Here is a 14,495-nt window from a genome sequence, read left to right as displayed (position 1 = left end):
GCTTACAGCTTGACCACCGCCGGCACGCCGCCTAAATTGCATCTGACGGACCGGCCGCGCCACGAGCGACATGTCATCCGGGTGAAAAAACGATAGTTTGCTATCGAATATTTTTACCCCTATCATCTCGGCCATGACCAATCTGCACGACCTCCGCCTCGCCGTCAGCAGCCTGCTCGTGCTGTCCGCGCGCAAGTGGCGCCGCACCAGTGACGGCGTGCTGACCGCGTACAACGTGTCCGAGGCCTGCGCGACGCCGCTCCTGATCGCCGGCCGGCTCGGCGAAGGCGTCCGGCAGGGCGCGCTCGCCGAACACGTCGGCATCGAAGGGCCGTCACTCGTGCGCCTGCTCGATCAGCTGTGCGCGGCCGGCCTCGCGCGTCGCGACGAGGATCCTCACGACCGCCGCGCGAAAACGATCTCGCTGACGGCCGCCGGCCGCGCGGTCACCGCGAAGATGGAAGAAGACCTGCGCGTGCTGCGCGCCCAGGTGCTCAAGGGCGTGTCGCGCGCCGATCTCGAAACGACGCTGCGCGTGCTCGAAGCGTTCAACGCATCCGAGTCGCACTCGCCCGCCACGCGTCTCCCGCACGCCGACGACACCACGTCATGACCTATCCGAGCCTTCGCGACTGGCTGTTCTCGGGCAAGACGTTCGCCGCGTCGATGCTGGCGCTGTACCTCGGCCTGTATTTCCAGCTGCCGCGTCCGTACTGGGCGATGGCGAGCGTCTACATCGTGTCGAATCCGTTCGTCGGCGCGACGCGCTCGAAGGCGCTGTACCGCGCGCTCGGCACCGCGCTCGGCGCGGCCGCCGCGATCTTCTTCGTGCCGCCGTTCGTCGAGACGCCGCTCCTCTTCAGCATCATCGTCGCGACCTGGTGCGGCACGCTGCTCTACCTCGCGATCTCCGACCGCACGGCGCGCAGCTACGTGTTCATGCTGGCCGGCTATACGATGCCGCTGATCGCGCTGCCGACCGTGACCGATCCGTCCACCGTGTTCGACGTCGCGATCGCGCGGACCGAGGAAATCGTGCTCGGCATCGTGTGCGCCAGCGTGGTCGGCAGCGCCGTGTTCCCGAACCGCCTCGCGCCGACGCTGATCGAGCGCACCGACGCATGGTTCAAGGACGCCGCGTTCTACGGCCGCGAGACGCTCTCCGGGCACATCGCCGGCAAGGCGTTGTCGGCATGCCGGCAACGGCTCGCAGCGACGATCACCGGCCTCGAATTCCTGCTGAGCCAGCTGAGCTACGACCATGCGCACCCGCGCATCCTTGCGCGCGCGCAGGCGCTCGCGGGCCGCATGCAGCTGTTCCTGCCGCTGATGTCATCGCTCGCCGATCCCTTGATCGCGCTGATGCGCGACCTGCACGTGCGCCCGCCCGCCCTCGACGCGCTGCTGGCCGATGCCGCGAAGTGGTTCGACGCACCGCTGCCGGCCGTGAAGGCCGGCACCGACGGCGACATGGCCCACGATCCGGTCGCGGACAACCTGCGCGAGCGCATCGCCGCGCTGCAGCCCGCCGACAGCGCACTCGCGAGCTGGGACGGCGCACTGCTGTCGAACGCGCTGTGGCGGCTGCGCCAGGTTATCGATATCTGGCAGGACTGCCGCTCGCTGCGCGCGCTGATCGCGAACGAATCGGGCGTGTGGCAGCCGCGCTACCGGCACTGGCGGCTCGGCGGCACCGAGCGCTTCTTCGATCGCGGGATGATGCTGTTCTCGACGCTGACCGTCGTGCTCGCGATCGTGTTCGCGTGCTGGCTGTGGATCTCGTCCGGCTGGCACGACGGCGCGGCGGCCGTCACGCTCGTGGCCGTGTCGTGCAGCTTCTTCGCCGCGCTCGACGAACCGGCGCCGCTGGTGTTCAAGTTCTTCCTGTCGACCGCCGCGAGCGTCGTATTCGCGGGTCTGTACCTGTTCGTCGTGCTGCCGCACGTGCATGACTTCGCGATGCTCGTGCTGATGTTCGCGGGCCCGTTCATCCTGATCGGCACGCTGCTGCCGCGCCCGCAGTTCAACATGGTGACAATGCTCGTCGCGGTGAACACGGCCACCTTCATCAGCATCCAGAGCGCGTACGAGGCCGACTTCTTCGTGTTCCTGAACAGCAACCTCGCGGGTGTCGCCGGGTTGCTGTTCGCGTATGTGTGGACGCGGGCGACACGGCCGTTCGGCGCGGAGCTCGCGGTGCGGCGCCTGCTGCGCTCCGGCTGGGAAGACGTCGCGCGCTCCGCGTCGACACAGCCGCTCGACGACCAGCGCAACCACGCATCGCGGATGCTCGACCGCGTGACGCAGCTGCTGCCGCGCCTCGGTGCATCCGACGACCACCGCCACCCGTCGATCGAAAGCTTCCGCGACCTGCGCATCGCGCTGAACGCGCTCGACCTGCGCCGCTCGCGCCGCCGACTGTCGGGCGACGTGCCTGACGCAATCGATCGCGTCCTCGCCGGCGTCACCGATCACTACGCGCGCTGCGCGGCCGCGAACGCGCGCCAGCCGGCCCCGCCGGCGCTGCTCGCGACGATCGACGACGCGCTGCACCGCGTGGCCGGCCGCAGCCAGCCGGGCGCAGCGCCGGTCGACGGCAGCACCGCGCCTGCAGCTCCGGCCACGCACCGCCGGCTGCGCGACACGCTGCACGCGCTCGTCGGGCTGCGCCTGTCGCTGTACCCGGCCGCTGCCGGCCAGGCGCCGCAGGCTCCGGACGGAGCACGCGCATGATCCGGCTTTCCAACCCGTCCTTCCGACCGCGACCATGATCGGCGAAATCGACATCTTCGGCGTATTCGTGCCGGCTCCGCTCGTGCTGATGCTGATCGCCTACCTGATCAACATCGTCGTGCGCGCCGTGCTCGAGCGCGTCGGCTTCTACCGCCTCGTCTGGCACCGTTCGATCTTCGACCTCGGCATCTACGTGTTCGTGCTTGCCGCCGTCGTCATCGCTTCCCACCACCTCGTGGCTACCTAACGTGAAAAAATCCTGGCTCTCGGCAGGGCAAATCCTGCTCACCCTGATCGTCGTCGTCGTGGCCGGCCTCGTGCTGTGGCGGATCATCAACTACTACATGTTCTCGCCGTGGACCCGCGACGGGCACGTGCGCGCCGACGTGATCCAGGTTGCGCCGGACGTATCGGGCCTCATCACGTCGGTGCAGGTCGCCGACAACCAGGAGGTCAAGCGCGGTCAGGTGCTGTTCGTGATCGACCAGGCGCGCTACACGCTTGCGGAACGGCTCGCCGAAGCGACGCTCGCGCAGCGCCGCGCGACGCTGGCCCAGGCGAAGCGCGAATACGCGCGCAACCTGCAGCTTGGCAACCTGGTCGCGAGCGAACAGGTCGAGGAAAGCCGCACGCGCGTCGAGCAAGGCGAAGCCAGCGTCGCCGACGCACAGGTGTCGCTCGACACCGCGAAGCTGAACCTGCAGCGCACGACGATCGTGAGTCCCGTAGACGGCTACCTGAACGACCGCGCGCCGCGCGTCGGCGAATACGTGCCGGCCGGCCGCGCGGTACTGTCGGTCGTCGACAGCAATTCGTTCCGCGTCGACGGCTACTTCGAGGAAACCAAGCTGCGCGGCATCCATATCGGCCAGCCGGTCGACATCATCGTGATGGGCGAGCCGCATGCGCTTCGCGGCCACGTGCAGAGCATCGTCGCCGCGATCGAGGATCGCGACCGCACGCAGGGCGCGAACCTGCTGCCGAACGTGAACCCGGCGTTCAGCTGGGTGCGGCTCGCACAGCGCGTGCCGGTGCGCGTCGTGCTCGACGAGGTGCCCGACGATTTCCGGATGATCGCCGGCCGCACCGCGACCGTCTCGATGCGCGATGCCGACACGCGCCGCAACGACAACGCGAAGCCGGCAGCCGGCGCCAGCGCGGCCTCGACCGCGGCGCCGGTCTCCGCGGCATCCGGGGCAGCCGCCAACGCAGCGGGAGCATCGCAATGAACCGGCACAGTCTGCGCCTCGCGGCTGCATTCGCGCCGCTTGCGCTCGCACTCGGCGCGTGCAAATCCGTCGGCCCCGACTACAAGCTGCCGCAGCAGGCGTACGTGAATGCGCCGCTCGCGAACCATGCGCTCGACGATGCGAACGGTACGCTCGTGTCGCGCGACGCGGTACCCGGCAACTGGTGGCAGCTGTACGACGATCCCGTGCTCGACACGCTCGTGCGCGATGCGCTGAAGTCGAACACCGACCTGCGGGTCGCCGCGGCCAACCTCGCGCGTTCGCGCGCGGCGCTGGAAGTCGCGAGCCAGCAGGGCGGGTTCTCGGGCGGGGCCGAAGCCGCCGTTCAGCGCGCACAGGAATCGGCCGAGCAATACCTGCTCGAGAACAAGCTGCCGGTCGTCAACGAAGGCGCGGTCGGCATCAACGTATCGTATGAAATCGACCTGTTCGGCAAGCTGCGGCGCGGCGTCGAAGCCGCGCGCGCGGACAGCGACGCCGTCAAGGCGGCCGGCGACCTGGCGCGCATCACCGTCGTCGCCGACGTCGTGCGCGCGTACGTCGAATCGTGCTCGGCCGGTGACGAACTCGCGATCGCGAAGCAGTCGCTCGCGCTGCAGAAGCAGCGCGTCGCGCTGTCGCAGCGGCTGCGCGATGCCGGGCGCGGCAACCAGACCGACGTGACGCGCGGCGTGACGCAGGTGCGCACGCTTGCCGCCGACATCCCGCGCTTCGAAGGTCGCCGCAAGGTCGCGCAGTACCAGCTTGCCGCGCTGCTCGCACGTTCGCCGGCCGACCTGCCGAAAGCCGTCGCCGAATGCGAACGGCTGCCGAAGCTGCGACAGCCGATCCCGATCGGCGACGGCGCCGCGCTGCTGCGCCGCCGCCCCGACGTACGCGAAGCCGAACGGCAACTCGCCGCCTCGACCGCACGGATCGGCGTGGCGACCGCTGCGCTGTATCCGTCGGTCAGCATCGGTGCGTCGGCCGGCTCGGTCGGCGTCGCCGCCGACCTGTTCTCGTCCAACACTAATCGCTGGTCGTTCGGCCCGCTGATCAGCTGGTCGTTCCCTGTCAACGGCCAGCGCGCACGCGTGCGCGAAGCCGAGGCCGCGACGGGCGGCGCGCTCGCACATTTCGACGGCGTCGTACTGAACGCGCTGCGCGAAACGCAGTCGAGCCTCGCGACCTATGCGGCCGACGTGCAACGCACCGATGCGCTGCGCACGGCGTACGAATCGGCACGCAATTCCGCCGACGAAACGCATCGACTCTATGCGGCCGGCCGCGAATCGTTCGTCTCCGATCTCGATGCGACGCGCACGCTGACGAGCGTGCAGGCACAGGTTGCGGCGGCCGAAGGCCAGGTCGCGGCCGACCAGGTGCGGCTCTTCCTCGCGCTGGGCGGCGGGTGGGATGGCGACGCGGTGCCCGACACGTCGAAGCAGACTTCGGCGGCGGGTGTGCCGGCTGCCGTACCCGCCGCAGCCAAGTAACTTCCGGCGATGGCCTAGAACCGTGTCTGCACGCCCACGCGCGCCAGAAACTGGTTCGGGCCGCTGGACGTGCCGTCCGAATCGAGGATACCGCTGATCAGCGCCTGCGCGTCGGCGTTCGCACGCTGATATACGGCAGTTGCGTACACCGTGGTCCGCTTGGACAGGAAGTAGTCGACCGACGCACTCAGCTGGTGGGCGTGATTGTTGTCGAGCCAGGCGTTGCCCTTCATGTACATATAGCTTGCGCCGAGCTGCAGCGCAGGCGTGACAAGATACGTGGCCCCCAGCTCCCCCTCGGCAATTGCACCACCGTTCGCGCCGTTCCGCATGGTAGTGACGAGGGCGCTCGTCGAGAGGTGGCCGAAATCGTAGCGCGCGCCGACACCCCAGTTTCGAATGCCGACTTGCGGCCCGCCAGGCTGCAGGTACTTGACCTCTGTGAACGCGGCAGCGGCGCCAAACGCGCCGTGGTCGAAATTCAAGCCCGCGCTGACGCTGTTGCCGCTGCCGATCGATCCCGGTACGCCGCCGAACCCGTACATCGCGCCCATCCGGAAACCGAACACGGAAGGTGACTGATACTTGATCGAGTTCGCGATCGTCTGGCCGGACATCCGGTCCCAGTCGAACTGCCCCGCGTACGGCGGATTGTAGGGAAGCGCGACTTTCCCGAACGGGCCGGCGCGAAAGTCGTACAGGCCGCCCACCGCAAACGCCGCATCGGTACGGCCGAAGAACAGCGCATCGATCATGAAGTCGTACTGGTTCCCGAACTTGACCGATCCGCACCGGTCGTTGGTCAGGCCGACCCACGCGTTGCGTCCGAAGATGCCTTTGCCGGGCGGCTGGATAGCCCCGGTCCCCATCGATATCTGGCTCACGAGATCGAATACCGCATGCGTGCCGCCGCCCAGATCCTCCTCGCCGCGGATGCCCAGCAAATTGGGCGCCGAGATGCCGTCGTCGAACTTCAGGTTGCCGTGTCCACCCGAATTGCTGACGTAGGTGACGCCTGCATCCAGAAAGCCATACAGCGTGACGCTGCTACCCGGTCCTGCCTGCGCGCTGGTCGCACACGCCGAAACGCTCATCGCAATTCCCCACCAGACCGCACTTTTCATTGCTCGTCTCCATTGACCTGATTTCCAATTTATTTAGTTCTATTAATCGCTATGCTTATGCGACGTATCGAAACGTCGTGTGCCGGCACGCCCGGAACAATCTCGTCAGCGCCGGCGGCTTACCGCCTGTCGTACGCGGCCGCGTCGCGGCCGAACCGCTATCGCACCGCCAAGCGCGTGTTGAGAATATCCAGTGCGACGTCGACGATCATGTCCTCCTGCCCACCGACCATCCGACGCTTGCCGAGCTCGACGAGAATGTCGACCGTCTTCAGGCCGTACTTCCGCGCGGCCGCCTCCGAGTGGCGCAGGAAGCTCGAATACACACCCGCGTACCCGAGCGCGAGCGTCTCGCGATCGACGCGCACCGGACGATCCTGCAACGGACGCACGATGTCGTCGGCCGCATCCATCAACGTGTAGAGATCCGTGCCGTGATACCAGCCCAGACGCTCGGCTGCCGCGATGAACACTTCAAGCGGTGTGTTGCCGGCGCCCGCCCCCATGCCGGCGAGACTCGCATCGATCCGATCGCAGCCCTCCTCGACGGCCACGATCGAATTCGCGACGCCGAGGCTCAGGTTGTGGTGCGCATGCATGCCTGTCTGCGTATCGGGTTTCAGCACGGCCTTGAGTGCACGAAAGCGCTCGCGTACGTCGTTCATGCTCAACGCGCCGCCCGAATCGACTACGTAGATGCAGCTCGCGCCGTAGCTTTCCATCTTCTTCGCCTCGAGGGCCAGCCGGTCCGGCGTCGTCATATGACTCATCATCAGGAAGCCGACCGTGTCCATCCCGAGGGCCCGCGCATGCTCGATGTGCTGCTTCGAGATGTCGGCCTCGGTACAGTGCGTCGCCACGCGTACGACGCGCGCGCCCGCGTCGTACGCAGCCTTCAGGTCGTGAATTGTGCCGATGCCGGGCAGTAGCAGCGTCGCGATCTTGGCGTGCGTGACGACGTCCGCCACCGCTTCGATCCATTCGAGGTCGCCGTGCGCGCCGAACCCGTAGTTGAAGCTCGATCCTTGCAGGCCGTCGCCGTGCGCGACCTCGATACTGTCGACCTTCGCGACGTCGAGTGCGCGGGCGATCGCTTGTACGTTAGCGATCGAATACTGATGGCGGATGGCGTGGCTGCCGTCGCGCAACGTGACGTCGGAGATGTAGAGTTTCTTGCTCATGGTGAAAGTCCCGTTACGCGTTCGCGCGTTGCAGCGACCGCGCCATGTGCTCGGCGGTCGCGAGCGCTGCGGACGTCATGATGTCGAGGTTGCCCGCATACGCAGGCAGGTAATGCGCCGCGCCTTCGACCTCAATGAAGATCGACGTCTTCAGCCCGCTCACGCGGCCGAGGCCCGGAATATTCAGTGGTGCGGACGCGGGAATCGTGTCGAACTGCACCGTCTGCTTCAACCGGTAGCCTGACACGTACGCCTGTACCGCGCGCGCCATCTCGTCGACCGATGCAGCGATCTTCGCCTCGTCGGCCGGCTCGGACAGCACATACACGGTGTCGCGCATCATCACCGGCGGCTCGGCCGGGTTCAGGATGATGATCGCCTTGCCGTGCGCCGCACCGCCCACCGCCTCGATCGCCTTCGACGTCGTCTCGGTGAATTCGTCGATGTTCGCGCGCGTGCCCGGACCGGCCGACTTGCTGCTGATCGATGCGACGATCTCAGCGTAGTGCGCTTTCGCAACGCGTGACACGGCCGCAACCATCGGAATCGTCGCCTGGCCGCCGCAGGTCACCATGTTCACGTTCGGCGCATCGAGATGCGCGTCGAGATTGACGACCGGCACACAGTACGGGCCGATTGCCGCGGGCGTCAGGTCGATGCAGCGGATGCCGGGCTTCCGTGCACGCAGGAACGCGTCGTTGGTCACGTGCGCGCCGGCCGACGTCGCATCGAATACGAAATCGATGTCGTCGAAAACCGGTAGCCGCGCGAGCCCTTCGACACCTTCGTGCGTCGTCGCGACGCCGAGGCGCGCCGCGCGCGCGAGGCCGTCGGACGCCGGATCGATGCCGACCATCGCTGCCACATCGAGATACCGCGCGTGCCGCATGATCTTGATCATCAGGTCGGTGCCGATATTGCCGGAGCCGATGATCGCGGCCTTTAATTTCGGAATGTTCATGAATATCCTTAATCGATGAAAGTCGCGCGCACGCTGCCGAGGCCGGCGATGTCCGCGGTGAACGTGCCGGGCGACCGGACGGCGACCATCGGTCCGAGCGCGCCGGTCAGGAGCACGTCGCCCGCGCGCAGCGGTGTGCCGAGCCGCACCATCCGGTCGGCGAGCCACGCGGCGGCGTTCAGCGGATTGCCAAGGCACGCGGCGCCGGTGCCGTGCGACAGCGCGTTACCGTCCGACGACAGCGTCATCTCGCAGCCGACGAGATCGACGTCCTGCAACGGCACCGGCCGGCTGCCGAGTACGAACAGCGCGCTCGACGCGTTATCCGCGACGGTGTCGACGAAGCGGATATCCCAATCGGTGATCCGGCTGTCGACGACCTCGATCGCGGCGAGCGCATACGCGGTCGCGCGCTGCAGGTCGGCGAACGTGTGTTTCTCGTGCACGAGATCGTGCTCGAGGACGAGCGCGATCTCCGCTTCGATCTTCGGCTGGATCAGCCGCGACAGGCGCATCGGCTCGGCATCGCCGTAAGCCATCGACGCGAACAGCGTGCCGAAATCGGGCTGGTCGACGCCGAGCTGCCGCTGCACCGCAAGCGAGGTCAGTCCGATCTTTCGGCCGACGATGCGCTCGCCGTGACGGAGCCGCAGATCGACGTTGGTTTGCTGCACCGCATAGGCGGCGGCGATATCGTCCGCCGCGATCTTGCCGCGTACGGGCGCGGTGGCCACGCATTGCGCCTCCGCCTGACGGAGACGGGCCGCAAGCGTATTGACGACTTCGGAATCACGCATGTTAAGTGTTCCTCTTCATTCGACCATCGATGGCATGGAATCGCTCGGATCCATTACGCATTCGAGATGAAATCGCCCACCAGACGGTTGAACTCGTCCGGATGTTCGATCATCGCCCAGTGTCCGCAGCGGTTAAGCAGCACGAGACGCGAATCCGGGATGTTCGCGAGGAGATACAGCGACGTTTCGAACGACACGACGCGATCGTCGCGGCCGTGGATCAGCAGCGTCGGCGTCTTGATCGCTGGCAGCAACTCGGGCCTCACCCACTTCGGCAGCGGCGCGCCGGCCGGCAGGCCCGCGACGTAGTTATGCAGATGCTCCGGGCGCATCTGCGCGGCTTCCGCCCGAGCCTGGCACAGCTCGGGAGTAGCGAACCGCGCCTTGTCGTACACCATGATCTCGACCAGCCGGCGCATATGCTCCGGCGATGGATCGCGATACGCGTGGATTAGCACCTTGAGCCCTTCGGACGGACCGTCGCCCGCGCCGAACAGCGTCGGCATGCGTCCTACCGGCGGACCCATCGTCACGAGATGCGTGATGCGATCGGGGTGCTCGGTCGCGAGCCGCAGCGACGTCTGGCCGCCCATCGAGTTACCGACGAACGCGGCGCGCTCGATACCCAGCGCATCCATGAACTGGATCGCGGCGTCGACATGATCGAGCTGCTCGACGGTCGCCGGGTCCGACTGACCCCAGCCCGGCATGTCGACCGCGTACACGTGGAACTGCTTGGCGAGCGCTTCGATATTGCCGCTGAAGTTGCTCCATCCGGTTGCGCCGGGGCCGCTGCCGTGGAGCAGGATCACGGGATGACCCCTGCCGGCCTCGTGGTAATGAAGTTGCCAGTCTCGCGTTCTGATGGTGCGGCTGGTCTGAGCCTGAGTAAGCGCCATGGTGTGTCCCTTCCCGAAAATGGATTGAGGTGTGTCGCTGCGACGCCGCCACCCTGCGCGGGCGCGTGGCGTCAGCCCTGGAGCAGGCTCGCGACGACGTGCGGAGGCCGGTGCCCCCAGGTACTGAGTCGGTCCAGGTGCTGAACCTCCCAGCTGGACGCGTCGATCACAAGCCCGCCCCAGCCGAACTCGACGTTGAAGCCCGACGGCGTTCGGACGTAGAAACTGAACATCCGGTCATTGGGATGCATGCCGAGGCTCATTTCGAGCGGCTGCTTTGCGGCCAGGCAGCGGTCGTGCGCGAGCCCCACGTCACTGATGTCCGCGGCCTCGATCATGAAGTGATGCATGCGCTTGCCGAACGGCATGTTCGCGAACGCGACCGTGTGATGGCGCGGGTTGCAGTGCAGGAAAATCACGCTGGCGACGACGCCCGGCATCACTTCCTCGTCGATCACGTCCGTCGTACGGAAGCCGAGCAACGCATACCAGTCGACCAGCATGCGGCGATCCGCGCCGTTCTCGATCAGCACCTGGTGACCCGCGCCGATGCCGTCGGTCACGAAGCGGGACACGCGTTGCGGCGATCGGAACGGCGCGTCGGCCGCCGCCAGCCCAACATAGAGTTCTACGCGGTTTCCAAGCGGATCGGCCGTGACTACAACGCGTTTCACGCATCGTTGCGTACACAACATTTTTTCACCTTCGGCGACTTCGCTGCCTGCCGTGCGCAACCTGGCGACGATCGCGTCGAGATCTTCGTCCGTCGCGCAACCGAACCCGGTGAAGGCAAGGTCGTCTGCACTGCCCGCGACGACGATCCAGCGATGGACCGCGCCGTCCATCCGCAAGGTCAGCATGTCGTCGGTACGGGATCCAGTCTGCATGCCGAGCAGACCGGTCGCGAAACGTTCCCACGCATCAAGGTCGCTTGCCTCGATGCCGACGTAGCCAAGTTCCGTCACTGTACTCATCCTGCTCTCCTTCATTGCTTCATCCCGCTGCGTACGCCGGCGCAATCAGGCACGGCGAGGCCGCTCACGTCGGCGGCCGCGACGAACCGGTCCGGCCTCAGCGCGACCGCGCGCGCGCCGAACTTGCGCAGCCACGGCTGCAGCACGCCGTCGAGGTCGACGAATTCGTCGGGCCCCTGCGTATGCTGATGTTGCTGGCGAATGGCGATATACCGGGCGCCCAGCCGATCCCATTCGGCCTTTTCGTCGGTGCTGAGCAGGCTGGCCGGATCGACGTTGTCGCCGAGGAGGACGAAGCCGTCACCCAGTAGGTCGTCGAGGCGCGCCATCGCGCCGCGGTTGTCGCCGACCACCGGTTGCGGCACCATCCGGCCGACGATGCTCTCGTCGGCAAGCGGACCGCGCAGCCAGCCGGCCGCCAGCACGGGTGGTGCGATCAACGGCGGTTCCGGTGCATCCGCGCCGCGTGATGCATCGAGTGCGGCCTGCTCTTCGGGCAACAGTTCCTGCTTGATGATGCGGCCAAGCTGAACGGCGAGCTGCGTATAGAACGTCGCGTTCGGTCGGCGCTCCGTCTCGTAGGTGTCGAGGAATGATTCGGGTAATGAACCGTTCAGCACACCTGCGAGCTTCCAACCGAGATCGAACGCATCGCGCATGCCGGTCTGCATGCCGGCCCCGGCCCACGGCGGCATCAGGTGCGCGGCATCGCCGGCCAGGAACGCGCGATCGACACGCCACGTTTCGGCCATGCGTGTGTGGTGCCGGTAAAACGCGTACTGATGGATTTCGACATCGTCCTCGCTGACACCCAGCGCTTTCAGCAGCGGCCATACCTGCTCATGCGTCGCGAAATCGGCTTCGGTTTCACCGGGCTTGAGCGGCAGTTCCCAGCGATGATTGCCGCCGGACAGCGCGATATCGACCACGGGCCGCTCCTTGTCGGACCAGAACGTAAGCAGATTCCGATCCGGCCACCAGCGCTTGACGCGACAGTCGATCACGATCCACTGCACGTCCAGCGTGTCGCCGAGCAGTTTCACGCCCAGCATGCCGCGCGTCGCGCTGCTCCCGCCGTCGCTCCCGATCACGTAGCGCACACGTGTGTCGGTCGTCACACCGCTGGCCGCGTCTCTCGTAGACACGGTGACACCTGCTTCGTCCTGATTCAGCGACACCACCTCGGCGCCATAGCGCACGTCGATCTCGTGCTCGTACTGCGCCGCGCACTCGCGCAATGCCGATTCCATCGTGGGCTGATAGATGTTGAAGAAGCGCGGCTTGATGCCGAGCGTCGACGGCGGATGTTCGATGCGCATGATCTCGGTGCCGTCATAGCGCATCCAGCGCAGCGCGCGCTGCGGATCGATGTGCTTGAGCACCGCCTCGTCGACGCCGAGGTTCTGGAAAATCCGCATCGTCCAGTCATTGACCGTCACCGCCCGAGCCCGCGGATAGATCTCGCGGTGCCGTTCGAATGCCACGCAGGAAATTCCGTGCCTGGCGAGCGTGAGCGCGGCGATGACGCCGGTCGGACCATAGCCGACGATGGCAACGTCGGCGTCGTACTCGTGAGTCATGAGATGTCTCCTTCTCGTGTCGTTCGTGCGCCGCGTGGTGTGACGGCCCACGCCTGCGATGACACGATTGTACCGATAGGTCCAAAACTGGAAATCTAGGGAAAACGAGTATTGGACCGATTGGTCCAATTTTCGAGAGCGTATACTTTCGGAATGGACAATCCACAACAAATCGGCAACCGGCGCGGTCAGAAGTCACGCCAGGAAATCCTCGACGCGGCAGCGCGCGTCATGTCGGCGTATGGCTATGCGGGCACGTCGATGTCGGCGCTGGTCGAAGCGACCGGCATCCCGAAGAGCGCGATCTATCACCACTTCGGCTCCAAGGCGGGACTGCTCGCCGAGGTGATGGCGCAGGGCGCGCACGGCTTCTTCGACGCAATGCGCAACGCGCACGAGAACCCGCCCGAGGGTACGCCGCGCGAACGCCTCGGCTGGTATCTGCAGAAAACCGGCGAAGTGTTCCTGCATCGGGAAAATTTCTTGCGCCTGTTGTTCGTGATGGTCATGAGCAACGAGGCGGCCGAGCCGGAGGCAATCCAGACCGTCGTCGACGTGCGCACCGAAGGCCGCGACTACATGCGGGAGATGATTCGCAACGCGTTCAGCACGGACGGCGCGGGCATCACCGCTGCCGCGGCGGACGATCTCGCGTACTTCGGCATGATGGGTTTCGATGGCGCCTTCGTGTCGCTGCAATCGGGCGACCCGAGATCGATGGAAAAACACATGACGCAACTGACCGACGCGCTCGTGGCACTGGGCGAAGCGCATGCTGCACCTGCCAGGGAAACGGCCTCGCTTCGACGATCCGCGACGCCCCGCGGATCGTCGAAGCGAGGCTAGGCGGGCGCCCGGTCCACAGCGCAGTACCGCAGCGGCAAAGCCGTGCAGGCGACCGCCGCCCGTCTGACAAATGCGCGTGGCGGGGGCCTGCCGGATCGCCCCGAATTCGTTCACAGCCGGAATGCCGGACATCGCAAACCCGGGCCGCATTTCGCCGGCGTTGACGGTAAACTCGTCTACTGTTCCCGTCTTTTACTCGCCGCCCGCCGGGCAGCTCATTTTCCGGAGATCCATCATGCGAACCAGCGCCCGCAACCATTTCGCCGGCCAGGTCAGCGCCGTCAAGCCCGGTGCCGTCAACGACGAAATCACGCTCCGCACGCAGGACGGTCTCGACATCGTCGCCGTGATCACCCACGGCAGCGCGGCTTCGCTGGGCCTCGCGGCCGGCACGAAGGCGTTCGCACTCGTCAAGGCGTCGTCGGTGATCGTGATGGTCGACGTCGACAGCAGCAAGGTATCGGCGCGCAACTGCGTCGCAGGGACCGTCGCGGCGGTCACGAAGGGCGCGGTCAACTCGGAAGTCGTGATCAAGGCTGCGGGTGGCGCCGAGATCGTCGCGATCGTCACCAACGACAGCGTCGATCGTCTCGGCCTCGCGAGCGGCTCGGCCGCGTCCGCGATCTTCAAGGCATCGAGCGTGATCGTCGGCGTCGAGTGATCGCGTGACGGTCG

Annotated in this window: 14 protein-coding genes; 7 read left to right on the top strand and 7 right to left on the bottom strand. The window is 66.4% G+C overall.

The genetic code is table 11. The features are described from left to right. Positions 1–133: 133 nt before the first annotated feature. The 5 genes from U5809_RS32235 to U5809_RS32215 are packed head-to-tail and all read left to right on the top strand — an operon-like array spanning position 134 to position 5,458. Positions 134–613 (top strand): MarR family winged helix-turn-helix transcriptional regulator, encoded by a 480-nt coding sequence (locus U5809_RS32235; protein WP_322089507.1) that lies wholly within the window; start codon positions 134–136, stop codon positions 611–613. Further along, positions 610–2,733 (top strand): FUSC family protein, encoded by a 2,124-nt coding sequence (locus tag U5809_RS32230; protein ID WP_322089506.1) that lies wholly within the window; start codon positions 610–612, stop codon positions 2,731–2,733. The genes U5809_RS32235 and U5809_RS32230 overlap by 4 nt, the downstream gene beginning before the upstream one ends. A 34-nt stretch (positions 2,734–2,767) precedes the next feature. After that, positions 2,768–2,980 (top strand): DUF1656 domain-containing protein, encoded by a 213-nt coding sequence (locus U5809_RS32225; RefSeq protein WP_059241095.1) that lies wholly within the window; start codon positions 2,768–2,770, stop codon positions 2,978–2,980. Position 2,981: 1 nt separating this feature from the next. Further along, a complete protein-coding gene (locus U5809_RS32220; RefSeq protein ID WP_322089505.1) occupies positions 2,982–3,962 on the top strand; it encodes an HlyD family secretion protein in 981 nt (326 codons plus the stop codon). Continuing rightward, complete coding sequence (locus tag U5809_RS32215) at positions 3,959–5,458, top strand: efflux transporter outer membrane subunit (protein ID WP_322089504.1); 1,500 nt, start codon at positions 3,959–3,961, stop codon at positions 5,456–5,458. Before U5809_RS32220 ends, U5809_RS32215 begins: the two co-directional genes overlap by 4 nt. A 14-nt stretch (positions 5,459–5,472) precedes the next feature. Here the strand turns inward: U5809_RS32215 and U5809_RS32210 are convergent, their stop codons facing one another. From U5809_RS32210 to U5809_RS32180, 7 genes are all read right to left on the bottom strand, one after another. Beyond that, positions 5,473–6,582 carry a porin gene (locus U5809_RS32210; RefSeq protein WP_322089503.1) on the bottom strand — a complete coding sequence of 370 codons (1,110 nt, stop codon included), beginning with the start codon at positions 6,580–6,582 and terminating at the stop codon, positions 5,473–5,475. 158 nt (positions 6,583–6,740) lie between these two features. Then, a complete protein-coding gene (gene dmpG, locus U5809_RS32205) occupies positions 6,741–7,763 on the bottom strand; it encodes a 4-hydroxy-2-oxovalerate aldolase (RefSeq protein WP_322089502.1) in 1,023 nt (340 codons plus the stop codon). Between the two features lie 13 nt (positions 7,764–7,776). Next, complete coding sequence (locus U5809_RS32200) at positions 7,777–8,724, bottom strand: acetaldehyde dehydrogenase (acetylating) (protein WP_322089501.1); 948 nt, start codon at positions 8,722–8,724, stop codon at positions 7,777–7,779. Between the two features lie 8 nt (positions 8,725–8,732). Beyond that, on the bottom strand, positions 8,733–9,521 hold the full coding sequence (locus tag U5809_RS32195; RefSeq protein ID WP_322089500.1) for a fumarylacetoacetate hydrolase family protein: 789 nt from the start codon (positions 9,519–9,521) through the stop codon (positions 8,733–8,735). Positions 9,522–9,574: 53 nt separating this feature from the next. Beyond that, entirely contained in the window at positions 9,575–10,333 is a 759-nt protein-coding gene (locus U5809_RS32190) for an alpha/beta hydrolase (protein WP_322089499.1), read from the bottom strand. A gap of 158 nt (positions 10,334–10,491) precedes the next feature. After that, the gene (locus tag U5809_RS32185) at positions 10,492–11,394 is read right to left on the bottom strand and encodes a VOC family protein (protein ID WP_322089498.1); all 903 of its coding nucleotides are present in this window, start codon (positions 11,392–11,394) and stop codon (positions 10,492–10,494) included. A gap of 11 nt (positions 11,395–11,405) precedes the next feature. Beyond that, a complete protein-coding gene (locus tag U5809_RS32180; protein WP_322089536.1) occupies positions 11,406–12,974 on the bottom strand; it encodes a bifunctional 3-(3-hydroxy-phenyl)propionate/3-hydroxycinnamic acid hydroxylase in 1,569 nt (522 codons plus the stop codon). A gap of 153 nt (positions 12,975–13,127) precedes the next feature. Here U5809_RS32180 and U5809_RS32175 point away from each other — a divergent pair, with 153 nt between their 5' ends. Further along, positions 13,128–13,820 (top strand): TetR/AcrR family transcriptional regulator, encoded by a 693-nt coding sequence (locus U5809_RS32175; RefSeq protein ID WP_322089497.1) that lies wholly within the window; start codon positions 13,128–13,130, stop codon positions 13,818–13,820. A gap of 235 nt (positions 13,821–14,055) precedes the next feature. Continuing rightward, the gene (locus U5809_RS32170; RefSeq protein WP_322089496.1) at positions 14,056–14,481 is read left to right on the top strand and encodes a TOBE domain-containing protein; all 426 of its coding nucleotides are present in this window, start codon (positions 14,056–14,058) and stop codon (positions 14,479–14,481) included. Positions 14,482–14,495: the final 14 nt, after the last annotated feature.

The sequence above is a fragment of the Burkholderia sp. BCC1999 genome, assembly GCF_905339975.1.
Taxonomy (GTDB): Bacteria; Pseudomonadota; Gammaproteobacteria; order Burkholderiales; family Burkholderiaceae; genus Burkholderia.
Note: the sequence above shows the minus strand (reverse complement) of the source record. Positions and strands in the feature narration are given on the sequence as shown.

Excerpts from the sequence above, each read along its gene's own strand:
- U5809_RS32185 (WP_322089498.1), bottom strand. The coding sequence starts at position 11,394 with ATGAGTACAGTGACGGAACTTGGCTACGTCGGCATCGAGGCAAGCGAC.
- U5809_RS32195 (WP_322089500.1), bottom strand. The coding sequence starts at position 9,521 with ATGCGTGATTCCGAAGTCGTCAATACGCTTGCGGCCCGTCTCCGTCAG.
- U5809_RS32180 (WP_322089536.1), bottom strand. The coding sequence starts at position 12,974 with ATGACTCACGAGTACGACGCCGACGTTGCCATCGTCGGCTATGGTCCG.
- U5809_RS32175 (WP_322089497.1), top strand. The coding sequence starts at position 13,128 with ATGGACAATCCACAACAAATCGGCAACCGGCGCGGTCAGAAGTCACGC.
- U5809_RS32170 (WP_322089496.1), top strand. The coding sequence starts at position 14,056 with ATGCGAACCAGCGCCCGCAACCATTTCGCCGGCCAGGTCAGCGCCGTC.
- U5809_RS32235 (WP_322089507.1), top strand. The coding sequence starts at position 134 with ATGACCAATCTGCACGACCTCCGCCTCGCCGTCAGCAGCCTGCTCGTG.
- dmpG (WP_322089502.1), bottom strand. The coding sequence starts at position 7,763 with ATGAGCAAGAAACTCTACATCTCCGACGTCACGTTGCGCGACGGCAGC.
- U5809_RS32210 (WP_322089503.1), bottom strand. The coding sequence starts at position 6,582 with ATGAAAAGTGCGGTCTGGTGGGGAATTGCGATGAGCGTTTCGGCGTGT.
- U5809_RS32215 (WP_322089504.1), top strand. The coding sequence starts at position 3,959 with ATGAACCGGCACAGTCTGCGCCTCGCGGCTGCATTCGCGCCGCTTGCG.
- U5809_RS32225 (WP_059241095.1), top strand. The coding sequence starts at position 2,768 with ATGATCGGCGAAATCGACATCTTCGGCGTATTCGTGCCGGCTCCGCTC.
- U5809_RS32230 (WP_322089506.1), top strand. The coding sequence starts at position 610 with ATGACCTATCCGAGCCTTCGCGACTGGCTGTTCTCGGGCAAGACGTTC.
- U5809_RS32200 (WP_322089501.1), bottom strand. The coding sequence starts at position 8,724 with ATGAACATTCCGAAATTAAAGGCCGCGATCATCGGCTCCGGCAATATC.